Annotated in this window: 25 protein-coding genes; 7 read left to right on the top strand and 18 right to left on the bottom strand. The window is 39.0% G+C overall.

Going from position 1 to position 26,887, the window contains the following annotated elements; genetic code table 11:
* Nucleotides 1–25: 25 nt before the first annotated feature.
* Nucleotides 26–1,840, bottom strand: a complete 1,815-nt coding sequence (locus V3595_RS06530) for an assimilatory sulfite reductase (NADPH) flavoprotein subunit (protein WP_485906073.1) — start codon at nucleotides 1,838–1,840, stop codon at nucleotides 26–28.
* Nucleotides 1,841–2,165: 325 nt separating this feature from the next.
* Between V3595_RS06530 and V3595_RS06535 the strand changes: the two genes are divergently transcribed.
* Both V3595_RS06535 and V3595_RS06540 read left to right on the top strand, forming a co-directional pair.
* The gene (locus V3595_RS06535) at nucleotides 2,166–3,074 is read left to right on the top strand and encodes a LysR family transcriptional regulator (protein WP_402902562.1); all 909 of its coding nucleotides are present in this window, start codon (nucleotides 2,166–2,168) and stop codon (nucleotides 3,072–3,074) included.
* A gap of 275 nt (nucleotides 3,075–3,349) precedes the next feature.
* On the top strand, nucleotides 3,350–3,664 hold the full coding sequence (locus tag V3595_RS06540; protein ID WP_402902565.1) for an iron-sulfur cluster biosynthesis family protein: 315 nt from the start codon (nucleotides 3,350–3,352) through the stop codon (nucleotides 3,662–3,664).
* A gap of 929 nt (nucleotides 3,665–4,593) precedes the next feature.
* Here V3595_RS06540 and V3595_RS06545 read toward each other — a convergent pair.
* The 8 genes from V3595_RS06545 to V3595_RS06580 form a co-directional block, all read right to left on the bottom strand.
* Nucleotides 4,594–5,394 carry an SDR family oxidoreductase gene (locus tag V3595_RS06545; protein ID WP_485906076.1) on the bottom strand — a complete coding sequence of 267 codons (801 nt, stop codon included), beginning with the start codon at nucleotides 5,392–5,394 and terminating at the stop codon, nucleotides 4,594–4,596.
* Between the two features lie 178 nt (nucleotides 5,395–5,572).
* Nucleotides 5,573–5,938, bottom strand: a complete 366-nt coding sequence (locus tag V3595_RS06550; protein WP_485906078.1) for a PTS glucitol/sorbitol transporter subunit IIA — start codon at nucleotides 5,936–5,938, stop codon at nucleotides 5,573–5,575.
* A gap of 56 nt (nucleotides 5,939–5,994) precedes the next feature.
* On the bottom strand, nucleotides 5,995–7,020 hold the full coding sequence (srlE, locus tag V3595_RS06555; protein WP_485906080.1) for a PTS glucitol/sorbitol transporter subunit IIB: 1,026 nt from the start codon (nucleotides 7,018–7,020) through the stop codon (nucleotides 5,995–5,997).
* A gap of 13 nt (nucleotides 7,021–7,033) precedes the next feature.
* Nucleotides 7,034–7,579 carry a PTS glucitol/sorbitol transporter subunit IIC gene (srlA, locus tag V3595_RS06560; RefSeq protein WP_214787058.1) on the bottom strand — a complete coding sequence of 182 codons (546 nt, stop codon included), beginning with the start codon at nucleotides 7,577–7,579 and terminating at the stop codon, nucleotides 7,034–7,036.
* Nucleotides 7,580–7,599: 20 nt separating this feature from the next.
* Nucleotides 7,600–8,022, bottom strand: a complete 423-nt coding sequence (locus V3595_RS06565) for a transcriptional regulator GutM (RefSeq protein ID WP_485906082.1) — start codon at nucleotides 8,020–8,022, stop codon at nucleotides 7,600–7,602.
* 75 nt (nucleotides 8,023–8,097) lie between these two features.
* Nucleotides 8,098–9,072: a sugar-binding transcriptional regulator gene (locus V3595_RS06570; protein ID WP_485906084.1), complete on the bottom strand. Its 975-nt coding sequence runs from the start codon at nucleotides 9,070–9,072 to the stop codon at nucleotides 8,098–8,100.
* A 919-nt stretch (nucleotides 9,073–9,991) separates the two neighbouring features.
* Nucleotides 9,992–10,639, bottom strand: a complete 648-nt coding sequence (sigH, locus tag V3595_RS06575) for an RNA polymerase sporulation sigma factor SigH (protein ID WP_485906085.1) — start codon at nucleotides 10,637–10,639, stop codon at nucleotides 9,992–9,994.
* Between the two features lie 626 nt (nucleotides 10,640–11,265).
* Entirely contained in the window at nucleotides 11,266–11,769 is a 504-nt protein-coding gene (locus tag V3595_RS06580; protein ID WP_485906087.1) for a DinB family protein, read from the bottom strand.
* Between the two features lie 438 nt (nucleotides 11,770–12,207).
* On the opposite strand from V3595_RS06580, the gene V3595_RS06585 reads away from it, so the two are divergent.
* The 3 genes from V3595_RS06585 (at nucleotide 12,208) to V3595_RS06595 (ending at nucleotide 16,560) form a co-directional block, all read left to right on the top strand.
* The gene (locus V3595_RS06585; RefSeq protein ID WP_485906088.1) at nucleotides 12,208–13,071 is read left to right on the top strand and encodes a MerR family transcriptional regulator; all 864 of its coding nucleotides are present in this window, start codon (nucleotides 12,208–12,210) and stop codon (nucleotides 13,069–13,071) included.
* Nucleotides 13,072–13,560: 489 nt separating this feature from the next.
* Nucleotides 13,561–14,904 carry an APC family permease gene (locus V3595_RS06590; RefSeq protein ID WP_485906090.1) on the top strand — a complete coding sequence of 448 codons (1,344 nt, stop codon included), beginning with the start codon at nucleotides 13,561–13,563 and terminating at the stop codon, nucleotides 14,902–14,904.
* Nucleotides 14,905–14,937: 33 nt separating this feature from the next.
* The gene (locus V3595_RS06595; protein WP_485906769.1) at nucleotides 14,938–16,560 is read left to right on the top strand and encodes an amidohydrolase; all 1,623 of its coding nucleotides are present in this window, start codon (nucleotides 14,938–14,940) and stop codon (nucleotides 16,558–16,560) included.
* Between the two features lie 159 nt (nucleotides 16,561–16,719).
* Here V3595_RS06595 and cuyA read toward each other — a convergent pair whose 3' ends face one another.
* Nucleotides 16,720–17,715: a D-cysteate sulfo-lyase gene (gene cuyA / locus V3595_RS06600; protein WP_485906092.1), complete on the bottom strand. Its 996-nt coding sequence runs from the start codon at nucleotides 17,713–17,715 to the stop codon at nucleotides 16,720–16,722.
* Between the two features lie 48 nt (nucleotides 17,716–17,763).
* Complete coding sequence (locus V3595_RS06605; protein WP_485906094.1) at nucleotides 17,764–17,910, bottom strand: hypothetical protein; 147 nt, start codon at nucleotides 17,908–17,910, stop codon at nucleotides 17,764–17,766.
* Nucleotides 17,911–18,201: 291 nt separating this feature from the next.
* On the opposite strand from V3595_RS06605, the gene V3595_RS06610 reads away from it, so the two are divergent.
* Together V3595_RS06610 and V3595_RS06615 are read left to right on the top strand one after the other, a co-directional pair.
* Nucleotides 18,202–18,612: a GntR family transcriptional regulator gene (locus V3595_RS06610; RefSeq protein WP_485906095.1), complete on the top strand. Its 411-nt coding sequence runs from the start codon at nucleotides 18,202–18,204 to the stop codon at nucleotides 18,610–18,612.
* A complete protein-coding gene (locus V3595_RS06615; protein WP_485906771.1) occupies nucleotides 18,613–18,915 on the top strand; it encodes an FCD domain-containing protein in 303 nt (100 codons plus the stop codon).
* Nucleotides 18,916–19,236: 321 nt separating this feature from the next.
* Here the strand turns inward: V3595_RS06615 and V3595_RS06620 are convergent, their stop codons facing one another.
* From V3595_RS06620 to V3595_RS06650, 7 genes are read right to left on the bottom strand one after another with little or no spacing between them, the layout of a single operon-like run.
* Nucleotides 19,237–20,196, bottom strand: a complete 960-nt coding sequence (locus V3595_RS06620) for a VOC family protein (RefSeq protein WP_485906096.1) — start codon at nucleotides 20,194–20,196, stop codon at nucleotides 19,237–19,239.
* Nucleotides 20,197–20,236: 40 nt separating this feature from the next.
* Nucleotides 20,237–21,025, bottom strand: a complete 789-nt coding sequence (locus V3595_RS06625; RefSeq protein WP_485906098.1) for an SDR family NAD(P)-dependent oxidoreductase — start codon at nucleotides 21,023–21,025, stop codon at nucleotides 20,237–20,239.
* 42 nt (nucleotides 21,026–21,067) lie between these two features.
* Entirely contained in the window at nucleotides 21,068–21,577 is a 510-nt protein-coding gene (locus V3595_RS06630; protein ID WP_485906100.1) for an aromatic-ring-hydroxylating dioxygenase subunit beta, read from the bottom strand.
* 21 nt (nucleotides 21,578–21,598) lie between these two features.
* Nucleotides 21,599–22,900, bottom strand: coding sequence for an aromatic ring-hydroxylating oxygenase subunit alpha (locus tag V3595_RS06635; protein ID WP_485906101.1), 1,302 nt, complete (start codon nucleotides 22,898–22,900; stop codon nucleotides 21,599–21,601).
* Between the two features lie 38 nt (nucleotides 22,901–22,938).
* Nucleotides 22,939–23,724, bottom strand: coding sequence for an aspartate dehydrogenase (gene nadX / locus V3595_RS06640; protein ID WP_485906103.1), 786 nt, complete (start codon nucleotides 23,722–23,724; stop codon nucleotides 22,939–22,941).
* A gap of 16 nt (nucleotides 23,725–23,740) precedes the next feature.
* Nucleotides 23,741–25,186 (bottom strand): aldehyde dehydrogenase family protein, encoded by a 1,446-nt coding sequence (locus V3595_RS06645; protein ID WP_485906105.1) that lies wholly within the window; start codon nucleotides 25,184–25,186, stop codon nucleotides 23,741–23,743.
* Between the two features lie 12 nt (nucleotides 25,187–25,198).
* Complete coding sequence (locus V3595_RS06650) at nucleotides 25,199–26,887, bottom strand: thiamine pyrophosphate-binding protein (protein ID WP_485906107.1); 1,689 nt, start codon at nucleotides 26,885–26,887, stop codon at nucleotides 25,199–25,201.

Genomic DNA, 26,887 nt, shown 5'->3' on the forward strand with positions numbered 1-26,887 from the left:
TTGTTATCTCCTTTTCATCCAAATTTCAGTACACATCACGTTGATAGCGTTTATTCTGTTGCATTTCTTCAAGATAAGCCTTCGCATCAGCATGGCTCATATTGCCTTCTTTTTCAATGATCTCAATAAGCGTATTATGGACATCATGTGCCATGTTTTTCTCGTCACCGCAAATGTATATAGCTGCACCTTCTTGAAGCCATTCGTATAATTCCCCGCTGTGCTCGCGCATCCGGTTTTGAACATACACTTTTTCATCAGTATCTCGTGAAAAGGCAACATCCATTTTCGTAAGTACACCTGTTTTCAACCACTTTTGCCATTCAGTCTGATAAAGGAAATCCGTCACGAAATGCTGATCGCCGTAAAAGAGCCACGTTTTTCCTTTCGCTTCAGCTTCTTCGCGATCCTGGATAAAGGATCTGAACGGAGCAATGCCCGTTCCCGGTCCAACCATGATAATTGGAGTGTCTGGGTTCTCCGGCTGCTTGAAGTTCTGGTTATTCTGAATGTAAACGGGCAGCGTATCCCCTGGCTGTAATCTGTCCGCACATAAAATGGAGCAGACACCGTTTCTTTCCCGTCCGTGACTTTCATACCGGACAGCTCCGATTGTCAAATGCACTTCATCCGGATATGCGGATAAGCTATTCGCAATCGAATATAGACGGGCTGGCATTTTCCGGAGTATTGATACGAACTCTTGCGCCGATTCACCCCATGAGCCAAAATCACGGACAAAATCAAGCAAATCACGGCCTTCACGATATTCTTTTAACCTTTCTTCATTACCAGGCTCTAAAAGCTCCTTTAAATCCTCGTTACCTGAAAGCTGTGCCGCTTGTTCAATGAGCGATTTTGTCAAAACCGTAATTTCAAAATCGGAGATGAGCGATTCCCTAAGCTGTCGAAGGTCTCCCTGCTTATTGACCTTCACGGTTTCTTCAGGGTCCCAATTGAGTTCCGTAAGAAGCATATCCACTAAATCCGAATCATTTTTCGGATAAACACCAAGGCTGTCACCAGGTTCGAATGTAAGACCTGAGCCCTCAAGAGATATCTCAAGATGATGTGTCTCTTTATTGGAGCCACGGCCGTTCAAATTTATATTTTCCAACACTTCCGCTTTAAACGGATTTGTTCTCGAATACGTTTGTTCACTGACTGAGGCTTTCACTGCGGGAACTGCAGCAATTGAACTGACTTCCCCTTCACTTAAACTAGAAAGTACTCCTTCCAGCCATTCGCTAGCAGGCTCATCATAATCAAGGTCACAGTCCATTCTCGGAAATAACCGTGTCCCGCCAAGTTCCTCCAAGCGTTTATCGAATTGTTTTCCCGTTTCACAGAAAAACTCATATGAGCTGTCCCCTAGCGCCAATACCGAAAAGCGGAGACCTTCAAGGCTTGGTGCCCTCCTGCCATGAAGGTACTCATGGAAGGACAATGTATTATCCGGCGGATCACCTTCTCCATGCGTGCTAACGGTAATCAGAAGATTTTCGATTTTTTTCAAATTGTTGACTTTAAAGTCACTCATGGATGAAATGGTAACCTGAAAGCCATTACCCTCAAGCTTACTCGCCGCATTTTCTGCCAGCCCTTGAGCATTACCCGTCTGTGAACCAAAAAGAATGGTCACCTCTTTTGAAATTGTCTTCCCGCCGCTTTGAGCTTCCAATACCGGGGCGTCAGCTGAACTCATATTCGAAACTGACAAAGATGCAGTCAGATAACCGCTCAACCAAATTTTTTGTGTTTCTGTCAAGCTTGGCAGTAGGCTGTTAAGGAGCTCTGCCTGCTCTTGATTAAAGGGACTGTTACTTACCTGAAGTTGCACGATTTCCACCTCACAAAGGGATATTAACTTATCTTAGTTGACTATTATGTATAACGAGTGGGTTTAAACATTTTTATATCCATCCATAAATCAATTAACTCGTTTACTCCTATAGACCAAGTCGGTTTTAACTGCAAAAAAAATAGTCATATAGTTCATAGCACGCAACAAATAAAAAATAAGGTTAAAGGACAATAGCCTTCCCCAGCCTATACTCTTCCTAAAATAAGTTTCTCATTAAAACTTTACTGGAAGTCACATCATTAGTAAAATATATATAATTTATTGTAACTATTAAGAATATTAATAATAAGGAGAAATTTCTATGTACTATGATGCTCTAAAAACATTCGTGACCCTTGTGGAGGTCAAAAATTTTACAAAAACAGCAGAAATGCTTCTTATGTCCCAACCAAGTGTAAGTTTACATATAAAAAAATTGGAAGAAGAGTTCCAAACGAAATTATTTCTCCGTTCTCCTAAATTCCTAAAAGTCACCTTGACGGGAGAAATTCTTTACGACCGGGCCAAGCAAATGATCACAATCTATGAACAGACCAGACAAGACATTCAGGAACACGATAGTTCCATCAAAGGCGAATTAAAGATAGGGGCAAGTTTTACAATAGGAGAGTATATCCTTCCTTCTTTACTCATCGACCTTCAAGAGGACTATCCTGAACTTGAACTTCAAGTCGTAATTGGAAACACGGAAGAAATCGTTCAAGCCGTTCGGCTATACAAAGTGGATATTGGTTTAATCGAAGGTCAAACTAATGAAAAAGAGCTTTCTGTTCACCCATTCATGCAAGATGAGCTATTCATTGTGTCTTCTAACAATCATGAACTCGCTAATAAAGACGAAGTGGAGATTACTGATTTACATGACCAAGCATGGGTAACCAGGGAAGTTGGATCTGGTACTCGTGAATACCTTAACCACGTCATACGTTCCAATGGATTGAAAATTAAATCGATACTCACGATAAGCAGTAATCAAGGAATTAAAGAAACACTTATAAAAAACGGCTTAGGGCTGGCTCTGCTTTCCCGAAGTGTAATTGAAAGGGATGTACAAAATAAAATCCTTTCTATTATTCAGGTAAAAAATGAATCCTTTAACAGGACACTTTCGTATGTCTATTCCCCAATTATGGAAGATAAAAAGAATGTCAAGACTTTTATAACTGAATTAAACAAAAAATGGCCCATGAAAGCAAAGCCGATAGGATGATCATTGCGAAGAAAGCTATTCCAAGAATGGAGTTACAGACACATGGTGTTTGAACTTATTTGTGATTTTATTTAACAATCATAAGCCTGATGACCGGGAACATCGGCTTTATTATCCCTTAATAAGAAGTCTGAGTAAATCCAAACTTGTCATTCTTATACACATTAACTTATAAACAATTGGGTATACGAATAACTAGAGGATTCTTCATGGATTGATTTTTGTTTCCTTGTATAGATAAAAATAATATCAATTTTTGTATGGGAGCGGGTTATATGAATATTGAGATTAAAGAAGCAGCGATTGAGCAACTATTAAAAGTGGATTATAAAGAGAATGAAGGTGTTCGTATCGAAGCCATTTATGTTGGAAGCTGTTCGATTTATGTGGAACACGAATTGAAAATTGATAATAAGAACGAAGATGATGAGAGATTCATAATTAATGGGGTCCCCATCTTAATATCAAGTGAGTCTAAAAAGCATCTTCCGGATAAAGTCTTTCTTAACTACAGTGATGGACTTGGATACAAATTATATTCAGACGAAGAAACATTGAGATATAATCTCCAGTTGAATAGAGTGAATTGATTTAAAATGAACATAGTAAAAGCCCTTCTGTTTCAGTTGGGCTTTTTGTGTTTATACTCAGGGAATTTATCATCGGCATTTACCTAGAGGGATCATACCATTAGGCAATTGATTTTAGAATAATTTATTTCCCTACCTAGTTATAATCAAACATTAAATTAAATTACCACCAAATGAAAATATGACCAATTTTCATTTAACCCCTTATTTAGGGTCTAATTTATTGTTTTACTATTAATGTAGATAATTTTCCAGCACATCTCAGAATATAAAACGGCTATTGTCTAAAAAAAAGGTTGCTTCAGCAAACTCCCTTATTGGAGTAAAGCGCCTTTAGCATAACCAAATTAAAAATAATTCGTCACTTGTTAATTCACCTATTATTTCCAACCCCGTTTTTTTCTTTGTAAACAAACCTATTATTAGAATTATAATTTCATTCAAACATACAGCAAATGAAAAAAAGTATTTCTCCTAATGCTTGAAATCCACCTCTACTTATTTCTCCTAAAATCGTTAAGGTTGCAAAGAAAATCAAGGGACCTAACTCTAAAAGGGTAATTCCAGCCCAAATCCTCTCTTTTCTGTCTTGTTTTCTAATTTGAAATACGAGATGTTAAGAATCAAAAATAAAAGTTTTTATATATTGCAAACTCCATTAAGTCATACCCTTAATGAATTTAATACTTTTTCAAACCCAAGGTAAAAGTAAGACTCTAGTTTCTTGTTAAACAAACCTGCCCCGTTAGTTCCATAAAAAAAAGGCTGCCGCAGCAACCCCTGTTAATGAACAAAGCACCTGTTTGTTGATTAATGCTTACTTAAAAGTTAAATGATAGAACATAAAACGCTTCTATGTTGAATTTTAAAACCACCCAACATCCTCGTATTTATATTTTGAATAAGAACTCCATGGTTGATGCCATTATTTATCCGCGGGATTTTCCACCTGAAATATTAACGGTTGTACCTGTAATATAACTAGAACGGTCTGAAGCTAGATAAGTGACCAATTCACCAATTTCATCCAATTTACCAGGTCGTCCAAGTGGTATCGTTTTGCTGTAATCTGTTCCAAGACCTTCTACTGTCACTCCACGTGTGTAAGCTAATGCTTCATTATAAGCGTCTGTTGTTAAACCTGTTTGCTCATTGATCCCTGGCGCAACACCAACTACACGGATGTTGAATTTCCCCAGTTCTTTTGCCCAAGAACGGGTAAAGCCATTGACAGCACCTTTTGTTGCCGAATAAACACTTTGTCCAGAAGATCCTTCCATACCTGCCTCGGAAGAAATATTAATGATAACGCCTTTATTATTTTTCACCATTACTCTCGCAACTGCCTGAGCACAAAGGTAAGGTCCTTTTTGATTGACGGCAACCATAAAATCAAAGTCCTTTTCACTTAACTCATACTCTGGCTTTTCGCCACGGAAATCAACAAGTAAACGTGGTAAGTTTACACCAGCATTATTAACTAAAATATCAACAGTTCCAAATAACTCGGTGGCTTTGGTGACCATATTTTCAACGCTTTCTTTATTAGTAACGTCGCATTGGATATGATAAGTTCCATCAGTTTGTTCGCCAGTATTTACATTTAGATCGGAAACAATCACCTTTGTACCGTTCTTTACTAAATGTGCTGTAATTTTCGAGCCAATTCCAGAGGCACCACCCGTAACAATTGCCACTTTATTTTCTAATTGAGGCCATGATTCATTCATTCTTTTTCCTCCTTATTATATATAGATTCGAGAATCATAGGTGAAATTTAAAAATGAGTAACAAACTCTAAATTATTTTTTCTTGTTTTGGCTGGTTGACTCTTACTAAATGCAATTTTCCGGTGAGGGAACTTCCCTCTTCTTGCATTCAATTATTCTATATAAATCTTTGATAAGCTTATTTTTTCAAGATTTGAAGAGTTGTCCCTGCTTGGGGCATTTGAATATCTCTTTCTTCAAGGTGTAAAGTGCCAGGTAATTCTGCCGTTTCAGAACCATTGAATTTTAACGTGATATGTCCAAGTGAACCTAAATTCTTTTTCACCACGTCGCCTACAGAGGTAATGGTATATTGCTGATTGCCTAAGACGAGAATGTCACCCTTTTCGATTTCTCCATTAATTACATTTACATCAATTAATAGGCAATAATCCGCTAATTCACTCGGGGCATTTGCTCCGAATAGGATGAACATTTTTTCTCCAAGAAAATCAGAGACAGATGGACCAAGTTGATTAATTTGAGTTTGATAAACTGTCTGCACAAGAAACTCCTCCAATTCTTTGCTTTACATCATTTATTCAGAATCTATTCTAGTAATTATTCATACAAACCGAAGCTTGCCAGCCAAGCAATAAAAACGGTTGGTGCTCCGGTTAAAAAACGTCCGTACAATACGGAAGGAACTCCGACTTCAATGGTTTCCACTTCTGCCTCTGCTAAACCTAGCCCAACTGGAACAAAATCAGCTCCAGCCTGTGAGTTAATCGCGAAAAGAGCTGGCAATGCAAGGTGCGGAGGGATATTTCCTTTTCCAATTTCCACTCCAATTAATGTCCCAATGACCTGTGAAATAACAGCTCCCGGTCCCAAGAATGGTGATAATAATGGGAATGAGCAAATTAAAGAGATTAAGAGCAAGCCCGGCAAAGATCCTGCAAATGGTGATAAATATTGTGCGAACACATCCCCAATTCCAGATGCTTTAATCACCCCGATTAACATGGCCACAAAAGCCATAAACGGTAAAATTGTTTTAATGACAGTATCTATCGTGTCACGGCCAGCCTGATAAAAGACATTGACAATGGAGCCCATCGCCATCCCAAGGCGTGCTATGACGCCTTTAGGCTTTCTTTGTTCACTAATTTTTTTATTTGCGCTATACTTAGGTTTAGAAATTGTTTTTTCAATTTGTCCGTTAGCATTGTTCACATTGGATGTTGGAGGTGTTGCAGCACCTTCATACAATTCAATGTTTTGAGGCTTTACTCCAGAAACGTAAATGTCCTCGGTAATGTGCATTGCTAACGGGCCACTTTGTCCAGTAGGCATGATATTGATCGTCATGATTCTTTTTTTGGGATATAAGCCACATCGGAGCGTTCCGCCACAATCAATGATGACACACGCCATTTCATCCTCAGGTACACTCGTTTTAAAACCGTCGACTAATTCACAGCCTGTTAATTCTGCAATGGTGTCCGCAATATCCGGTCTTGTTCCGCCCGTTACATATACCACTTTATTTTTTTCTTCTGTCGGTGAAATCACTAAAGGCCCGCCAAATCCACCTTGCCCTGCATTGACGATAATTGACTTATACTTCGTAACCGTTTGAGTCATCCCTTTCCCCTCCTTAGAGATCCACTGTTTCTTTCAATTTAACGCCTTGCTGTTTAGATACATAATAAGTTGTTAAATCTGTTACCCAACCTCTTAAAAAGTTTGTGAAAATCCCCACCAAGAAGTAACGAAGGGCTAGTTCTGTTGTTTCAAATCCCAGTGTTGTAATTCCTGCAGCAATTCCCAAGAATACGAACAGCTCTCCTGGATTAACGTGTGGAAAAAGTCCGTTATGCGTGTGGCAGGAATAAGAAGCAGCAGCATAATAGCTTGGTTTGTATTTTTCCGGCAAAAATTTCCCAAGTGATAATGTCATTGGATTTGCCAAAGCGAACGTTCCAATTACCGGAAGAACAAAATATCTTGTAAGTGGGTTCTTACTCGATTTCTTCGCGATCAGTTCCACTCTTTCTTCTCCAACCAACCGTATAAGGGCATTCATTGCAACTAAAAGCATGATAAGGAGTGGAACAATACCTGTTACTAAATCGACAAAAGTTTCGGCACCTGCTCTAAATAAATTCATAAAGCCATCTGCTGCATTTGTAAGCCAATCCATTCAATTCACCTCAATAATTCCTATTTTTTTGATAAGAGTAAATCAATCCAGCCTTTCTTAACCTTCAATTCACCCCCTTTAGAGATAATATGATAGCTGTTCAGTGCATCCTCAATGGCTAACCTTGTTAACTTATTTACTTTATTAAAATCCTCTTCACCGAGGTGTAAGAGATTTTTCCCTTCAAATCCTTTTAAGTTCCTTACTCTTGAAAGCACGGTTACCCCCTGCATTTTGGTGGCTTTCAAAATGTTGTTTTTTCGGTCAATTGCAAACATGACGATAGTGCCTGATTTAATAAGTCCCGTTTTTTTCCCAATAGCGACCCTTCCAAGCTTTCTCAACTCTACATACCTTTTATTGAAATGCTTGATTTGCAAAAATCCAAAAATGCTTTGAAGGAGCCAAGAAAACCCAATTAATATAATGACATACCATAGCATTTTCATTTCCTCTTTTCATATGAACTGAATCTTACATATTGTTTACGTTACGATCAGATAATTAATCCATACTTCCTAAGATAAGGATGTTCCATTTTCTTCTATGATTTCAATGATTTCATTTGCCGTTTCCTCAGTGGTGATCAGAGTGTTGATGTATCCTCCTCTTAATCCCCCAATAATGGAAGGAGCTTTTTCAACAGACTCTGCAATACCGATTGAGTATGGAATTTTTTTTAGTTTTTCCAGCTCAATGGCTATTGTTCGATCAGATAAGTCAGATTGAATCAGGTTTCCATCTATATCATAAAATCGTGAGCAGATATCACCTATGGCACCTTGTTGATTTAAATCTTCAATTTCCCGATTGCCGCAAAAGCCGGCCCAGACTAAATTAGATGATTGGTTTGGGTTCCCAATCCCTACGACTGCAATTGTTAAGTTGTCCCAAAGCTCCGTTATTTTAGTGAAGTAGTGAGATTGAACAATGTCATCCTTTGTCTCTTTTTTTTCCACTACTGCCGCTGCATCAATAAAATAAGAAGTTCCTCCAAAATCTTCTGCAATATTATAAACAATTCTATTGACGTGATGCTTCGTATCCATAGGTCCAGGACCGCCTACTAAAGGGACAAAATGAGCGTCTTTTTTTCCGGCGTTCGTAAATTCACCGATCAGACTGGCCATTGTGCTTCCCCAGGCACAACCTACGACATCGCCGTCTTTAATAATCCGTTTTAGTAATTCAGCCCCGGCCATCGCTACCACTTTCTTTTTATCCAGTTCGGCACTATCTCTTTTTTCAGGAACGATAATTACTTCTTTTAAGCCAAACAACTTTTCCAGTTGACGTTCCAATTCAAAAGCTCCATCAATATCGCTGCTGACAGTAATTTTAACTACACCATCTTCCCTTGCTTTTTTTAAAAGTCTGCTGACGGAAGTTCGGTATATACCTAATTCTTTTGAAATGGCACCTTGAGTCATATCTTCTTCATAATACATTTGCGCAATTTTAACTAAGAGTCTTTTTTCTTCTCTTTTATCCATTTAGTCCCTCACCCTTTCCAATGTGCACATTTGTGCAGACTAAATCATTTGTGCTTTGTTGAGTTTAGTATACGCTTACAAAAATAGCTACGTCAACAAAAAAATACCACTTGTGCAAATTTTAAAAACATTATGTCATTTGTGCAGGTTTGCGGGCTTATTATCCATCGAAAAAGCACAAAAAAATGAAGCACCTCCATTTAATCAGGCTGCTTCATTTCTATCAATCTGACAATATGTTGTTTCCATCTTTTTGTTATAACAAAATATTTTTCACTTTTACAAAATCATACAAATCATCGACATATTCCTTCACAGGCCTGTCGAGCAAGGTACACAACATTAACAGTGTCCTCACCTTACCTTCTTTTCCCTCGTTAAAATCTTTTATAATAGTTCTAACTTTTCCGTTTGTGAATAATTGCTTTCCATTGAAGCATTTGTATACCCCGCCTGAACCCCTAGTCCTCCATGTAATGTAATTGCTTTGCTTGTTATACTAAATCTCATTAAAAATATAAAAAAAGTGATGAAATTTATGAATCCCCTTCTTTTGAATGTGGTTTCTTTGTCGATCAACCAAGGTTTAATTTGACTTCTGTTTATTTTGCTTCTAAATTTTATATGGTTTTTGACTGGGTTTGTGCCAACGAACTAAATTTTTTCTTTTGTATGGTGTAAGTTCCCCGAAAATCAATGTTATTAAACACTTTACTTAATATACTAACGAATACATTCTATTCCTCTTTATCAGAAAATTAAGTAGCGAATCTTATTTAAAATCGGAGCCTTTTTCTTGAATAAAATTTTTTGTTGATGTATTGATAAGGATAGATTTGAAAATTTAAGTAGACTAAATTATGAAAAAAAGAACCCATTCAGAATTGAATAGATTCTTTATGTTTAATAATTATAGTGATTATGCTTCCAACCTCCTGGACTCGAGGTGCCGCTCCAACTTCCTTTTTACCCGCTGAAGTGCATTATCGATCGTCTTTTTTTGAACATTCAATTCCTTTGATATTTCAAAATAAGTTTTTCCTTCCAGGTACAAGTCAACAACACTACTTTCCAACTCACTAAGGACTTCCGTTAAAATTAGCTCAATATCGCAAATTTCTTCTGATTTTATTAAGATCGTGACTGGGTCATTTTGTCTCTGTTCAGGGATTAGATCAATTAGGTACTGCTCCGACTCCCCTTGATAGATAGGCTTATACAATGAAACATAATTATTTAAGGGAGAATGCTTTTGGCAAATAGCCGCTTTAACAGCCGTTATGATTTGTCTTGTAATGCACAGTTCCGCAAATGATCTGAAAGACGACTTTTTGCAATTCTTGTAGTCCCGAATGGCCTTATATAGTCCAATCATCCCTTCCTGAAAGACGTCTTCCTTATCTCCACCCGTTAAAAAATACTTCAAAGCATTTGATTGAACGACACATCTGTATTTTTTGATTAAAAAGTCCAGTGCATCTTCATCACCATTATGGATTTTCCCAACCAACATTACATCTTCCATATGAGCATAGTTTTCCAGTTTCTTCTCGATGATTACACTCATTTATTTTCCCCCACTCACTAAGTTGAGCCCCGACATAAAAATTGCATTATCACTTCAATGTATTAAAGTACATTCTATATAATAATATCTCAGAAATGACGATAATGATATTCGCAAATAACGACATTTTTCAACAAAATACTGATATTTATAAGTCCTGCACTATATCTATACACTTTCAGTCAGCTTTAATTGATTTGGTAAAGATCTCGTCATTATAGTCGTTTTGTTTAACTCCTTATCATTGACGGATACAGTTGTACCGGTGGTTGTGGCAATTACGGTGGGAGTTCAGCTTATGGAGGCTTAATAATAGTATAATTATAAATAATACTACTAAAGAACTATTCTGCAATAATGGTTTAACATAGCCTATTCAAAGGTAAATACTGGAATCCATTGCACCTTTTACTTATACTTCAATTGCTTTAATTGGAAAAAAGGAGAATGCCATTTAAAACATCTTCACTAATTAGCAGGTTTCATTTAAACCCTTCTTTAGCAAAAAAGCACCCTTCAAAGGATGCTTAACATATTATTTACTCAGTTATAAAATTGAGAACTGGGATTTAATTATTCGCAAATTCCCCGTTAGTTAAGGTCATTACATAAGCTTGCGTAAGTTATTAAAGTGGTGGACTCTCCACACCTAGATGAATCCAATCTTCTTTTGGCGGTCCATAAACCCCATAAGGTTTTATTCCTGCTTGACGCATCAGAACCGTAACTTGTCCGCGATGATGAACAATATGCTTGATTAGCCCCATAAGGATGGAAGCATTTGTTTCCTGTCTTCCAAACGCTTCTTGTATTTGCTCTAGGGATGCGTCTGTCCATTGTTGTTCAATAATTTTGGCTGCGTGAGAACTTACATTTTTAAAAGTGATAGCAATTTCCTGGGCTGAAGATGGGACGTTTTCCGAACTTTCTATCCGGTCTATCTTTAACCCGAAATGAGCTAAATAATCTGGAATATTCGTAGTGAAATGCCACGCAATTCTTCCTAAAGTGCGACCTTTGGGATAAACTTGTTGTTCTAATGAATCATCTGTCAAACTATCCAAAACATTCTGAGTCAGTATGACTTCTTTATTCCATTCTTTAATAAAATCCGAAATTGTACTATACATATAATACCTCCCCTATTCCGATAGATATTTACTTACTCAAAGCACATTTTAAAACATACGTTCCCTCATTACAAATTCCTTATGCAATCCAGTTCATTTGTAAATTAAACTTATAGTCTTTGAACGTCATTGACTTTATATATAAATTGGCTTTTATCATTTTTGTGCCTCCTGGAGTTTTCGGTCACAAGTTTCCAGGAAAAAATGTTGAACTGTACTTTTGCTTCCTTTAAATACGTATATTCCCATCCTTCGAGAGTTGTAATGGGTAACCCACGTCCATAAAATTTCAGACCATTATTCGACTTAAACCTGGAAGGTCAATGCTCTACAAATCATCCTACTACTAGCTATACACAACAAGAATCACTACTTTATAATAAGGGGTAATCATGTTATTAATATAGATAAATTCAGTGTTGGTTAGGAGATAAAGCCATGCAAAATAAGCTGAGTATAGGTGAAATGGCGAAGTTGCGAAGCGTAACGGTAGATACATTGCGTCATTACGATAAAATTGGATTGCTAAAGCCCTATCATATTGACCCTGAAACTGGCTATCGTTATTACTCCATTTCCCAGTATGAAGTTCTCGGAACGATAAAAGAATTAAGGGGAATCGGGTTTTCCTTAGGGGAAATCAAGCAATTTCTTACGAATCGCAATGTCAAAAAGTCGGTTCAATCACTTAAAGAATCAATGGCCAATATACAGGAAGAAATTAATAAATTGCAAGATATCCATAATATACTGATGACACGATTATACAACATTGAACATTTCACAAACAGTTACAGGAATTCGGATATCGTGATAAAACAATTTGACGAACGGGAATACATCCAGCTAGCCAGGCCGGTAAGTTGGGGGGATACAGAAAATCTGTATCTTGGATTCTTGGAGCTCGAAAACAGGATTGGTGGAATCATTCCTGCTTTGGCAAGCAATAAATTTGGAGATTTCATCAAGAAAGAGTACTTTGATAAAATTCGTCAATCATCTGACTTTAACGGTAACCTAAGTGCCTATCAATCTCAATTATTCATTCTTGTTCAGGATGGAGAGTCAGAGCAACCAACCCAAAAAATTGAAAAAGGGCTATTTTTATGTTCCTACTATGGAGGACTCACAAGGGAGAAAATGCTAACCCAGCTAAAAAAGCTACTCCATTATTGCGATACTCATGGCTATGTTATTACCGGTGATGCCTTTCGAATTATGCAGGTTGACGTTTCTCTGACTGATCAATATGATGAAGCTTATTATGAAATACAAATTCCGATTCAAGATAAAGTAAACTAGCAGTAAACAGCCTTCGAAATGAAAGTATTATCATTTCAGGGCTGTTTTTTTTGTATGGTAACTGTTTACTCTGGTGTTAGACGAGACTTTATAATGAAATTATACATACAGAATGGAGTGATGCTTTCCTAAATGAAATAGCAAGGCATGATTTAAAAATAATTTTGTTCTAAGGAGAGATGCCATTTATTAAAAAGTTTAAAATCAATAAAAGACAATGCCGTTTTGATAGTGTTCCTTTCGTTTTCCTACTCTTCATTACCAACTCCTCTATGCGGCCGATTAGAGGAAAAGCACTAAAGAGAAATTATGAAAACGCTTAAACACCATCCAGTCATGGCAGCTGTTTCGTTCACAAGTAGATACTTTTTTTCCATATATACGGAATCCTAAATTTAATATTCAGAATAATCTATCTATTAACGATGTGCGCTTTAATGAATTTTATCCACCGATCGTTAGCCAAGACATTCACAAGGAGGTTGATTTATGGAAAATACGAATTCAGCAACTCTTAAACGTACTCTTACTTTGAAGTATGTCGTCTTTTTCGGATTGGCTTTCATGGCTCCAAAAACGTTTTTCTCAACATATGGAGTTGCTGTACACAGTACCAACGGGATGATGCCAACGGCTTATGCCATTGCTTTAGTTGTCATGTTATTTACAGCTTATAGCTATGTTCAATTAGTGAAAGCGTTTCCGAACGCAGGGGCAGCATATACGTTTACGCAAAAATCAATAAGTCCGCATCTTGGGTTCATCGTTGGTTGGACAATCATCATTGATTATATATTTAGCCCGATGATCAGCGCCCTAATCGTAGGAATTTCACTGAAAGCTTATTTTCCATCCATTCCGATGTTTGTTTGGATCATTTTATTTATTGTGGTTATTACGACTGTCAACATCCTTGGCATTAAATTAGCAGCGAAACTTAATACGTATATGCTTTTCTTGCAATTTTTATTGTTTGCACTATTTTTTATTTTGTGCATTAAAGGGCTTATTGCAGGTAAAGGTGCAGGGTCATTATTTTCAACTCTTCCCTTTTATGATTCTGAAATTAGCGTACCCACTCTTCTATCTGTGGTCCCTATACTATGTTTTAGCTTTTTAGGCTTTGATGCAGTAACTACATTATCAGAAGAGACGAAGGATCCTACGAGAACGTTGCCAAAAGCGATCTATTTCATAACGATGATTGGCGGATTTTTATTTATCACAGGTTCATATTTTGCTCAACTAATTTTTCCGGAGTTTCATTCTTTCAATAACCCTGAATCCGCCTATTTAGAGATCGCGATGTATATCGGCGGAAACATTTTTGTGAGCTTCTTTGTAGCAGTAGGACTAACATCCACCACTGCCTCAGCCGTTGCATCGGGAACGAGCGCCTCTCGTATTTTGTATGCGATGGGAAGGGAAAATGTATTGCCGAAAAAAATCTTCGGCTATCTATCCCCAAAATACCGGACACCTGTGTTCAATATTTTACTCATTGGTGTGGTTGCATTAAGTGCTCTTTTCTTAAATCTAACGACAGCCGTATCGCTTATTAGTTTTGGAGCCTTATTTGCCTTTTTCTTTGTGAATCTTTCGGTCGTTTCTTACTATTTTCTTCAAAAGAAACAGAGGTCTTTTAAAGGTACGATTCAATATTTGATTATCCCGCTTACTGGTGCAGCACTAATTGGATTGTTTTCTATAAAACTAGATAAACATTCACTAATACTAGGTGGAACTTGGCTTCTTATCGGATTTATTTATCTATTAAACTTAACAAAAATGTTTAGACAACCTCCTCCTGAGCTTGCCTTTGAAGAAGCTTAATAATAAAGCTATAAAAGAAGGGAATGATTGATGATGGATCAACGACTAGCTGACATAATTATTTCAGGCAATACTGTATTTACAGGTCTTTCCGACCAACCTGAACCCGCTTCTATTGCGATTATGGACAACAAAATTGTTGCGATTGGTTCAGGGGAAGAAATTAAACACTACGCAGGTGAGCACACGAAAATCTATCAGTTTATAGACCAATTAATAATGCCGGGGTTCCATGATTTCCATCTTCATATTATGCAAGGTGCCGTTGCCCTCAATAGTGTCAATCTGTTCGCAGCCCGCTCAGAAGTTGAAGCGCTTGAGATGATTTCTGAATTCGCTGAGTCAAAACCGGAAAATCAATGGGTAATCGGATTTACATGGGATGCAGGTTATTGGGATTCACAACAATTACCGACTCGACATTCATTGGATCGTATTCTTCCTGACCGTCCAGCACTCATGTTTCACGCAGAAGGACATTATGCATGGGTGAATACGAAAGCATTGGAGATTGCAAACATTACTCGTCATACGGAAAATCCTTCTTATGGCATTATAGGAAGAGACGAAAATGGAGAACCCAATGGTATTTTATTTGAAAAAGCAATGGATGCAGTTATCCGTCATGCATTTAATTTTTCAAATACACATAAGAATGAAATCTTCTCTAATTTCTTGGCACACACAGCAAGCTTAGGGGTAACTGCTGTCAATGACTTACATGGTTTAAAAACAATAGAATCTCTAGATGTTTTCAAGGAATTTGAAGACAATGGAGAATTAACAGCACGCATTCATTTATGGCCGGCTTTAAATGGCAATCTTGAACGTGTCAAACGATTACGAGATACGTTTCAATCGGATAAACTTCGTGTATCAGGACTTAAACAATTTATCGATGGCGTCATTACCGCCCGTACCGCTTATTTACTTGAACCTTATGCTGATCAACCGAAAACATGCGGTGAATCTTCGTTCCCTCCTGAAACGATCAAAAAATGGGTCGTTGATGCAGATAAAGAAGGCTTTAGCATTCGTTTTCATGCTATTGGAGATGGAGCGATTCGTCTTGCTTTAGATGCCTATGAGGAAGCGCAAAAGGCAAATGGTAAACGAGATTCACGGCATTCCGTCGAACACATTGAAGTGATTCATCCAGATGATATCCATCGTTTTAAAGAGCTTGGCGTAACTGCTTCGATGCAGCCAGACCACTTGGCGATGTCAGAAAGAGGGGTTTACACCGAGCGAATTGGTACTGAACGTGAAAAGCATGTTTTTTCGATTAATGCATTGCAAAAAGCCGGAGCGAATTTGGCATTTGGAACGGACTTCCCAATTGATATCCTCAATCCGCTTCTACAAATCTATCGTGCAGTAACGAGAATCGATAGCAGTGGAAAAACAATATGGCATCCACATGAGCGCATCACACTTGCCGAAGCATTGAAAGCTTATACAGTCGGACCCGCTTACGCTGCATTCAGAGAGCAGGAATTAGGGACATTGGAAGTAGATAAACTTGCTGATATCATAGTATTAGAACGAAATCTCTTTGAAGTACCAGCAGAAGAAATTCCTAATACAAAGGTACAGCTAACGATCGTTGATGGAAAAGTTGTTTTTGATCATACGACGACTTTAATCGAAAAGTAATATAATCATTAAAAGAGGATTCTACAACTGTAGAATCCTCTTTTGTCCATGGACAATTGTCTATTCCGCTACCAATGCGTTAGACATATGTTTTTCGCTTAATAACCATGCCTACTTTATTGAAAAAAGTGGGATTAGGCCACCTGCATGATAAGTACTTCAATTAAATAGAGAAGTATTGGCATATAAAGATGAAGCACCACCAGAGTGAACAAATAAGATGTTATCCTCCGGCTTAAATGTGCCTTTTTGTATTAAATCAATGAGTCCCGCTGCCGCTTTACCCGTATATACTGGATCCAGCAATATCCCTTCTGTTCTTGCCATGAGCTTCACTGCTTCCACCATTTCAGGTGTAGGCAAAGCATAACCCGGCCCGACATACTCATCAAAACACGTAACAGCTTCACGAGGAATTGAATTTGGAATGCCGATATGTGTTAAAGTTTCTTTAACAAGCTGAAAAACTTTCTCTTCTTGTTCCGCTTTTCCTCTGCTTACGTTTATTCCAATTACTGATACTCCACTTTGATTTCCATGAAATCCTGCCACCAAGCCAGCATGCATTCCCCCACTGCCGCTTACACAAATAACTGCTTTCAAATCAATCCCTTGCTCAAAGGACTGTGCCAAGATCTCCTGAGCGCATGCAACATATCCGGTTGCACCAATGACATTGGATCCCCCAACCGGAATGATGTAAGGTCGGTGTCCTTTCTCTGTTACCTCTTTAGCCACTTTCTGCATTTCTTGCATTAAGTCCGCTCCATTAGGTACAACTATAATTTGGTCAGCCCCTAATAAATGATAGAGAAAATAGTTACCGTTAAAATCCGGCTCTGAATTTTTTGAAAGTCCCTCTTCCAACACAAGGATGCATTTCATTTTCTCTTTAACCGCAGCAGCCAGTGTCAAGCGACAATGATTTGACTGAATGCCTCCACATGTAATCAACGTATCCGCGCCTTTTTCCAATGCATCGGCAACAAGGAATTCCAGTTTTCTTGTTTTATTTCCCCCAGCCGTCAAACCAAGCATATCATCTCGTTTAACGTAAATGGATGGTCCCCCAAGAACATCAGAAAAATGATCTAATCTCTCAATTGGTGTAAATGTCGGTGTATATCGCTTTCTAGGAAATTGTGCTAAATTCATTTTAAAATTCCTCCTGTATCCTCTATGTATATTAAAGAAAAGAAAATATCAATCTGATGTATTCTTTTCTTTAGTATAATCTTCGATTTCAATCATAGCATCTTTATGTAAACGAGCAACATGAATCTCTATTCTTGCATGATTATCTGTAAAAAGAATCCCCATATACGTCATCATCGCGGCAAAGTTACCCATATCAACCGATGATAGTAAAACAACTGTGAGCTTCCTTTTTACTCTATGACACCCTTGTATTTCCCAAAAGTATCAGGCAGTTCCCCAGTTTCAGCATGGATGGGGACTTCCCTGATTTATCCCCTGCCAATATGGACAGATAGCCTTGTGAGCGTCTTTAGTAATAATAGTTTCATCGATCCCATTGAATTGTATAAATAATCAAAAGTATGAAGCAGTGAAATGACTTCAATCGTTTTTTAAGATAAAATAAATATACTTGTATATAATTGGATTTTAGAAAGGAACACCATGGAAACCAATCACTATCAATATATTACAGAACAAATAGAACATTATTCTTCTAAGCCCTTAAGGGAAGCTATATTTTTTGTTATAAAAAATGCGATCATTGAAGGAATATTTTTGCCCGGAGACCGTTTAACGGAAGATGATATTGCCCAGCAATTCAATTGTAGCCGTACACCGGTTCGTGAAGCTTTGAGGAAATTGGAACAGGGAAATTTGCTTCAGGTGAAACCTGGTATAGGGATGGTCATATCCAATGTGGATATTGAACTTTTACAGCAGGAATTGGAAATCAGGAAAATGCTCGAAAACTATTCGATACAAAAAGCTTGTGAAGGAATTACGGAAGAGGAATTAAAAAAACTGGAATGGGCAACGGATAAACTGCAACAGGCAATTAATAGTAATGACTGAATAGCGGCAAGCCGTGCAAACATTGAATTTCACCGCTTATTATATTCCTACTCGAGAAATACCTTTCTCCAAAAGACTACAGATTCATTATGGCTTTCTTTTCGAATTTCCTTTTTGTCCGCCCGTAATGAAGATGTTACAATGGTTGATAAATCTTGGTATGAGGAACGAAACAACGAGCACTTACAGGTAATCCATGCCATTCGTGACAAAGATGCAGAAAAAGCAATAAAGGTCAATACGATCCATATCCAAAAAAACTATGATTATTACCTAGATTACATAAAACGTGTATCACAATGAAATTTACATAAAAGGGTGCCTATTTGTGTTTTTTAAAAATGTTAATATTCTGAATTATTTGTCAATATTTTTTTCCGTTTGTTGTTAAATTTTTCACTTTTATTCCAACCGTACAAGGCCATGGTTGAAGCGCCCTTCCTGCCCATTGCCTTGTATACTTTTTACGGTTTCACTTCTAGTAAGTTAATCAGCTGATTAGGTGGAAAAATTGCTAGGTTTTGATTTAATGACCGCTGGAGTCCATTATTCCAAATTATGTAAGTTCTAAATACTCAAACAATTTCATCCGGAACACTTCTTGATGATCAGAATTGAAACCGTTTACTCATTGAAACGTTCTAGCAATTCAATAATCACTTTATAGGTCGATGTTGTATCCATATAGGCATATCGGCCTTTTCCGTTAAAAAAGTTACCTGTCTGGATGACCGGATAGCCCATTTCTTCTAACATCTTCATTTTATCCTCCATGTCTTTAACGACAAAAGAGATATGGTGAACACCCTCACCATATTTTTCAAGATGATCTTTCCACGTGCTAGGTGATTCACCCGGCTCGATCAATTCAATTTGAATTAACGGCGTATCGATGAACATATATTTTGACTTTCCTTCAGTGGGCTTCCCTTTGTAAATCACGTTTGTAATATCGGTTGAACCAGAATGGATGATGGGAGGTTTTTCAATCCCCAACAACTTACAATATGCTTCTGCAGCCGCATCGAGGTCTTTTACAACTAACGCAATCTGTTCCACTTTGTTAGTCCCTAATAGCGGCTGAACGCTAGTATCTTCTGGTCTTTCCCATGCCGTTTCTCTCGGCTCTGCACTTTCAAGCATTTCAATTAACGTTTTGTGATCATCTAGTGTATCCACATATACATATCGGCCGTCACTTGAAGTGAATTCTCCCGTTTGCAAAGCTGGGTATCCACTTTTCTCCATGATTGGCAGCCTTTTTTGGATAGAGTCTACATCAAAAGCAATATGGTGAATCCCTTCACCTACTTCATCCAGGAACTCACGCATCGTTCCTGGATTTTTATCGGGTTCTATTAGTTCAAATTGGACAGTTGGTGTATTCAGGAAAGCCAGTTTGGATTGTGATTCCGTTGGTACACCTCTAAAAGTGACTTTCGAAACAGAACTGTCACCAGTTAGAAACGGTTCTGCCTTCTTAATGCCCAGCAGTCTTGTGAAAGCTAGATTAGCAGCTTCAATATCTTTTACAACAAATGCGAGTTGATTAATATTCCTATTGCCCAATAGTGATTCAGCCATACTTATAAACCTTCTTCCCGTAGTTTATTTTGTTATGAACTCAACCCAGTCCGCGAACTGACAATCCTCCATCACTGGAGATGACTTCGCCGGTGATTGCACGTGCTGCGTCAGATGCTAACAGGACATATGCAGCTACATGATCTTCGGGTATCTGTGCAAGCTGAAGAGGGTTTCTTTTTTTAATGCTATTGGCCTTCGTTTCATTATCCACGATTTTAACGAATGGACGTAGGGGAGGAATGACCGATAATGCTGTCAGAGTGCCACCAGGCGCTACAGCATTCACCCTTATGTCAGGAGCAAGTTCAAAAGCAAGCTGGCGCATCAGCCCTATTTGGGCATGCTTGCTTGCTGTGTACCAAACCCCGCCGCCATCCGGATAGAAACTAGCACCGGATACGGTGAAAATAATATTGCCATTCGATTTTTGCAGTTCTTTAAGAGCGGCTTTAGCACCTAAGAAAGATCCTTTAACGTTAATATCGATCAGAAAATCAAATGCTTCTGAAAGTGCATCGGGCGTTACGTCGGCAAATTTTGCAAATCCATCAAAGACTCCTGCATTGGCAACGAAAACATCCAGCTTTCCAAATTGCTTGACAGTGGCCTGAACAGCCCTCTCATTGTCTTCATATTTGCTTACATCGCCTTGGTTAATGAGGATTTCTTCACCAAATTCCTCTTTCATTTTATTTAGCGTTTCTATCGAGCGGCCGATAATGCTGACTTTTGCCCCTTCTTGTATAAAACGTCTAGTGACAGCCTCTCCGATACCTGAATTGCCTCCAGTAATCAACACCACTTTATCCTTTAACGCCATTGACATTGTAAACAGCCTCCTTGTTATCTCTTTTTATTCAAATCAATATTATACGAAGATAGCAAGATTTCTGGTATTTATCGTTGATTGATCAACAATGAATATCCGTTTGGATAGTTTCCATTTACCTGCTTCGAAAATGAATTCATCATTTCGTTCCCCTGAAATCAAATCATGCTGAATATCCGTGCTGCGGCTCCGATAGATAAGCAGATAGCTCTTGACAACTGCCTTTTCACCTTCAACATATTCTTTAACGCGTACATTAGAGACAAAACGCCGTGTTCTTGATGGGGGAATTTCCGCCCAAGCATAATCCGTTTTCAAACGATCCACTCGCAGTTTCAACAGCTCAATATCATCATTAAATGTAAACATTTCCGTTGAATAATCCGGGCGTTCCACCCCTTCTTTATTAACACGTACAGGCATTTGATAACGTAAGCTCGAGTGCATTAAATCGAACCAATCATCAAATTCAATATCATCGAGTAATTGAGCTTCATCATACAGCCACTGTTCAAATTCACATTTAAGCAACATTTTCTCCACATTCATTTCCGTTCCCCCTCCCGCTTATCATTTCGTCATTAATTCCAGCCAGTACTTGTAGAAATTCCGTTGGCTCGCTTCCGTGAATTTATCATCGTAAGCAACACCCGGTCCTATAAAGTCAACTGGTTCACGATGGAGTCCCATTGTATAATTGTAGTTTAAATTCTTTAGGAAAGGCATTGGGCCTTGGGCTGTTTCAGTAATATCCGTAAACACTTCCGTATCATCCTGTTCGAAAATACCGGATGGGCTAAAGGTCAAGATAAATGAATCTCTTGATCTATCTTTCCAATCTTGGGTTGCGTTCTTTTCCACGAGCATCCAAGCGATCACTTCCATTTGATTGTGACCGATTGGCCGCCACATTCTAATAGAAGTGTTGGAGATGAACTGGTCTTTGATTTTTGTATGGGATATTAAAAATGATAAGTTGGGGAAAACGTTCCCGATCATATTCTTTAAGTTTGATAACACTTCATATTGTTCTTCAGACAAATTAGTTTTAAATTCATCTTTCAATTCTTCCGGGAAAGCGAAGTCAGGGTTAGGAGTCCCTAAGTTCAGTCCATGACCGTTATCCATATGGATTTGAAAACCACGCTTTGAATAGGTAGCATTGGGCACCATGCCCAGTTTTGCAATGGAACCGTGTGTGACCATCGTGTGATAGGAATCACCAACAAAGTTATCGGAACCAACTTTCCAGTTGGATTTAACAATGAATCTTTGCGGGACACCGATAACTTCCATTTCTGCACGTCCTACAAGGATATCCAAATACCATTTAATGTCTCCAAGAAACTCTTCAAGTGGCTCTGCATCTTCATTCCAAGTTCCAAATAAAAGACCTTTATAGGATTCAAGCTTCACTTTGTGAAGGCCCAATTCCGACCGGTCAAGGTTGCCCCCATATATGTCCTTTTGTAATGGCACCCCTACGAGCTCTCCAGTGTTTTTAAAATTAAACCCATGGTAGGGACACGTAAATAATGACTTGTTCCCTTTATCTGCCCGGCATAGTTTCATTCCGCGATGGGTGCACATATTATAAAACGCCCTGATTTCCTCTTCAGCATCACGTGTTATGATGAGCGAGTAGCCAGCTAGTTCACGAGTCATGAAGTCTCCTTTGTTGGGTACTTCAGAATCATGACCGATAAAAACCCATGTTTTCAAAAACACTTTTTCATGTTCTATATCATAAACCTTTGGGTCTCCAAGGAGGTATGCAGGTATAACGCCTTCCTCTGGTTTAACCGTTTCGTTCAAATAGTTAACAACTTGCTGTTTTGACATTTCTTCTAAGGACTTATCTGTTTTAAGCATACTTTTTCTCTCCCTTCCAAGCTTTACATCACAATTCTTTACCCGATTTGAACGCTCTTTTCCTTATTTTGCAGAGTAGCCAATACACTTAATGCCGCTAGATAACTCGTTTTCGGATTATTTGGCATCGGATCATTCTCCACTTCCAGTTTCAGTTTCCCGAACGAACCTGACGCTTCTATAAGGTGAATGTTCTTTAACACATTAGGATCGGCAATGATTTTCACTTTCGTCTTTTCAGATCCAAGACCAGCCAAAGACAGCACAATCGCAACATTAATGTTTCTCGGAAACTGTTTGATCGCTTCTGCAGCAGATCCTTCAAATAATACCGTTTCTTCTGTCACTGAAGACCCAGCAGGCAATGCGCTTGGCGGTTTTCTTGTGGTGATGCAAACAGATGCTAGGCCATTCACCGCTTTTGCCGATTTAAGTACATCGAGACCTCCAATCGCACCAGACGGAAGGAGAATATTCACGTTATTCATTTTGCAAATCTGGTTTGATTGTTCTTCAAAGGCAGAATTCGCCATCACGCCAATGCTGCTCAGCAAGAGATCCTTCCCGCTTTTAAGCACTTTCAATGCATACTCTTCAGCTGCTTCAATCGTTGCAGCCTCTATGACCATATCTACATCGGATTTAAGGAGTTCTTCGACATCACTAAATGACTGTGTCCTGAATTCTTCTGCTAGCTGTGCCGCGATTTCTTCACGGCGGGCATAAATCGAAACGATTTTCCCACCTGGAAGAAGCCCGTCGTTATTAATGGCCTGAAGCAGAAATTTCCCGATATTACCGCACCCGATTAAACCTAACTTCATGTAGTTTCATCCTTCCTCAATCAGCAAACCCGTATGAGTCCGCAAAGAATTCCAACCCGCAATGTCTTGTTTCCCGCGAAACACCACTTTCTTTTAAGCCAGGGAAATCCAGAGCCAAGTCACTGAAAACGGTATGATTATTATGGAAAACCGCACCAGCTTCAAGGCGATCTGCCATTTCGACAGCGATATCTTCATTCTCGGTCCAAACAGATGCACGCAGCGCAAACTCACTATCATTCGCTAATTTTACAGCTTCATCAATATCATTGAAAGGTAAAATTGGAATGATGGGTCCGAATTGTTCTACACGAACCAATTCGCTCTGTTGATCGACACCAGTAATAATGGAAGGAAGCATATAATAACCTTTATCCCAAGTTTCCGGATTCAGCTGAATGCCGGTGGTGATTATATTTCCTCCTGACTTAGCGGTACGTTCGATCAAGCCATTCACAAAATCATATTGTGCTTTATTATTCAATGGACCCATAGTTACATCAGGCTGAATGCCATCACCAATTACCATCCGGCTAAACTCTTTGGTCAGCTTTTCCACAACCTCATCATAACGTGATTCTTGGACATACACTCTTTTTACAGCAGAACAGACCTGACCCGCTGCTCGTAAAATCCCCATCCTCAAACGTTTGATAGCCGCTTCATCCATATTGGCATCCTCCAAGATGATTGCAGGATCATTGCCGCCAAGTTCCATATATACTTTTTGCAGATTTCCAGCTGATTTCTGCATGATATCTTTTCCGGTTTCCGTACTTCCGACAAACGCCAATGTCCGTACGCGTGAATCGGAACATAGTGTATCGCCGATTGCTTTTCCTGATCCTGAGACTATATTGATGACTCCTGGAGGAAAATGTTCGGCAACTACTTTTAAACAGGTCATAATCGTTAAAGGACAATTAGTTGCAGGTTTTACGACAACGGCATTGCCTGCCAAAACAGCAGGAATGACCCTTTTAAATGTTAATATCATCGGAGAATTCCACGGTGTGATGATGGCCGTGACACCTCTTGCCCTTCTTCGGATTTGGACTTTTTGGTTTCCTGAAAGCACTTCAGGCTTCCACCAATCAAGTAACTCTGCTGCACAGCCCTTCATGACTTCAACACAGCGCAGTAAATCCTTTTTGGCTTCAACAAGTGTTTTGCCATTTTCACGTACAAACACTGTAACATTTTCCTCGATAACTTTTGAAAGTTCTTCTGCCGCAGTGTTCATCCGGTTAGCCCGTTCCCCGATATCAGAGCGGGACCACGTTTCAAAAGCATTTTCTGCAGCTTCAATCGCGTCATTCACGATTTCTTCAGAGCATTTTGCCACCTGACCAACTACTTCGGATGTATTTGCCGGATTTACTACATCGACTTTTTCCGGTAATTCTATCCATTCTCCATTAACTAGATATTTTCCTGAAACAAATGGGTATGTCGAAATCATTCTCAATCCTCCTTATAGTTTTTTGGGCTTAAATGCTTCCGCAGCTCCTGGAGGTCCGCCAAATGGCTTGGCCATTGGCCCCACAGCCTCCATATCAACAACGATCATTGAAGGTTTACGTCTTTCCTTTGCCTTTTTCAGTTCGGATATGAATTCATCTCCAGAACCAATACGCACTGCATCAAAATGCATGGACTCAGCCAATTTCACAAAATCAGGACTCAATAAATCCACGGCTACCTGCCGACCATATGCGGCTGTTTGAATGTTGCGAAGAACCCCATAGCCTGAGTCATCGAACAATACGATGATAACTGGTAAGTTTTCTTCGGCTGCCGTGACCATTTCCCCGACATTCACCATAAACCCTCCGTCTCCAGCCATCAGAACGACAGTTTTATCTTGACACCCCATTTGGGCACCGATTGCTGTTGGAAGACCTTGACCGATTCCGCCGCCTGATGCATGAATGGATGTTCTCGGTTTATAGATTTCAAATAAACGGCTGCCCCAAACGTTTGCCTGTACGGTTACATCACGAACTAAAATGGTATCCTCTGGTAATATCTCCCTCATACCATCTACAAATTGCTCATAAGGTCCAAGCGTTTCCCTGAGTTGGGCGCGCACTTCATTTCTAAGCGAAAGAACTTCTTCTAAATAAGAAGGCTCCGCATGAACTGAATGTTCTTCGAGCTTTTGAATGGTGGCAGCTAACATATCTTTTGCATCGCCAACCAAACCTATAGTTGCTTTATAGTTCCTGTTAATGGCCTGCCAATCAGCATCGATCGCTATATGTTCTTGTGGCACAGGCACTTTCCAGTTGGATGTTTCATTCCCCCTAAACCTTACACCTACACTAATCAATAAATCTGCATTTCTTAAAAACTCTTTTGTTGTTTCATATGCCGCAAAATGTCCGATGCATTGTTCATGGTTTTCTGGAATCGAACCTTTTCCTGACTGACTGGTTATAACCGCTGCACCAAGGATTTCCGCTAATTTTTGCAGCTCTTTCGAAGCATTGGCACTGATGACTCCGCCACCGGCCCATATTACAGGACGGCGTGCCCCAACCATTTTTTGCACGGCTTGTTCAGGAATGAATGGCAATGGATTTGTTTCAGATGTTGAAGCTCGTAGCCCTTCGAGTGAAAGATCTTCTATGATCGCCGATTGATAGTCAATGGGAATTTCCAATGTAACCGGACCCGTTGGTGCAGTTAATGCTTCTTGGATCGCCTTCCTTACAACCGCGGCACATTGCTCAGGGTTTCTAAGCCTCACTGCATTTTTACATGCTCCGCTCATCATTGATAGCTGGTCTTTACACTCATGTATGTATCCTTTGCCTGTACCAAGATAAGAAGAAGCCACCTCACCGGTAAGATGAAGAAGGGGGACGCCAGCTGCCCATGCTTCCACCAGGGAACCAGCAGCATTTCCTGCCCCTGTTCCAGTACTGGTAATCACTACACCCAATTTCCCAGTGGCACGGGCATAGCCATCAGCCATGTTTACGGCACCGCTCTCACCGCGTGAACAAATGAGTTTGATACTCCCTTCTCTAAGAATTGCATCATAGATGGGCATATTGTGAATACTGACAATCCCGAAAGCAGTTTCAACTCCTGCTTGAACCAGCTCCTTTACGATGGAATCGGCGGTCGTAAACTCTATTTCTTCTTTTATTTTCAT

It is taken from the genome of Bacillus sp. CFBP9009, from assembly GCF_036541465.1.
Lineage (GTDB): Bacteria > Bacillota > Bacilli > Bacillales > DSM-1321 > Peribacillus.

Excerpts from the sequence above, each read along its gene's own strand:
- V3595_RS06580 (WP_485906087.1), bottom strand. The coding sequence starts at position 11,769 with ATGTATAGTACAATTTCGGATTTTATTAAAGAATGGAATAAAGAAGTC.
- V3595_RS06610 (WP_485906095.1), top strand. The coding sequence starts at position 18,202 with ATGGAAACCAATCACTATCAATATATTACAGAACAAATAGAACATTAT.
- V3595_RS06535 (WP_402902562.1), top strand. The coding sequence starts at position 2,166 with ATGTACTATGATGCTCTAAAAACATTCGTGACCCTTGTGGAGGTCAAA.
- V3595_RS06540 (WP_402902565.1), top strand. The coding sequence starts at position 3,350 with ATGAATATTGAGATTAAAGAAGCAGCGATTGAGCAACTATTAAAAGTG.
- nadX (WP_485906103.1), bottom strand. The coding sequence starts at position 23,724 with ATGAAGTTAGGTTTAATCGGGTGCGGTAATATCGGGAAATTTCTGCTT.
- V3595_RS06645 (WP_485906105.1), bottom strand. The coding sequence starts at position 25,186 with ATGATTTCGACATACCCATTTGTTTCAGGAAAATATCTAGTTAATGGA.
- sigH (WP_485906085.1), bottom strand. The coding sequence starts at position 10,639 with ATGAGTGTAATCATCGAGAAGAAACTGGAAAACTATGCTCATATGGAA.
- V3595_RS06635 (WP_485906101.1), bottom strand. The coding sequence starts at position 22,900 with ATGCTTAAAACAGATAAGTCCTTAGAAGAAATGTCAAAACAGCAAGTT.
- srlA (WP_214787058.1), bottom strand. The coding sequence starts at position 7,579 with ATGGATTGGCTTACAAATGCAGCAGATGGCTTTATGAATTTATTTAGA.
- V3595_RS06605 (WP_485906094.1), bottom strand. The coding sequence starts at position 17,910 with ATGGGTAACTTTGCCGCGATGATGACGTATATGGGGATTCTTTTTACA.
- V3595_RS06650 (WP_485906107.1), bottom strand. The coding sequence starts at position 26,887 with ATGAAAATAAAAGAAGAAATAGAGTTTACGACCGCCGATTCCATCGTA.
- V3595_RS06585 (WP_485906088.1), top strand. The coding sequence starts at position 12,208 with ATGCAAAATAAGCTGAGTATAGGTGAAATGGCGAAGTTGCGAAGCGTA.
- cuyA (WP_485906092.1), bottom strand. The coding sequence starts at position 17,715 with ATGAATTTAGCACAATTTCCTAGAAAGCGATATACACCGACATTTACA.
- V3595_RS06590 (WP_485906090.1), top strand. The coding sequence starts at position 13,561 with ATGGAAAATACGAATTCAGCAACTCTTAAACGTACTCTTACTTTGAAG.
- V3595_RS06565 (WP_485906082.1), bottom strand. The coding sequence starts at position 8,022 with ATGCTATGGTATGTCATTATATTAATTGGGTTTTCTTGGCTCCTTCAA.
- V3595_RS06545 (WP_485906076.1), bottom strand. The coding sequence starts at position 5,394 with ATGAATGAATCATGGCCTCAATTAGAAAATAAAGTGGCAATTGTTACG.
- V3595_RS06630 (WP_485906100.1), bottom strand. The coding sequence starts at position 21,577 with ATGAATGTGGAGAAAATGTTGCTTAAATGTGAATTTGAACAGTGGCTG.
- V3595_RS06570 (WP_485906084.1), bottom strand. The coding sequence starts at position 9,072 with ATGGATAAAAGAGAAGAAAAAAGACTCTTAGTTAAAATTGCGCAAATG.
- V3595_RS06620 (WP_485906096.1), bottom strand. The coding sequence starts at position 20,196 with ATGGCTGAATCACTATTGGGCAATAGGAATATTAATCAACTCGCATTT.
- srlE (WP_485906080.1), bottom strand. The coding sequence starts at position 7,020 with ATGACTCAAACGGTTACGAAGTATAAGTCAATTATCGTCAATGCAGGG.
- V3595_RS06625 (WP_485906098.1), bottom strand. The coding sequence starts at position 21,025 with ATGTCAATGGCGTTAAAGGATAAAGTGGTGTTGATTACTGGAGGCAAT.
- V3595_RS06595 (WP_485906769.1), top strand. The coding sequence starts at position 14,938 with ATGGATCAACGACTAGCTGACATAATTATTTCAGGCAATACTGTATTT.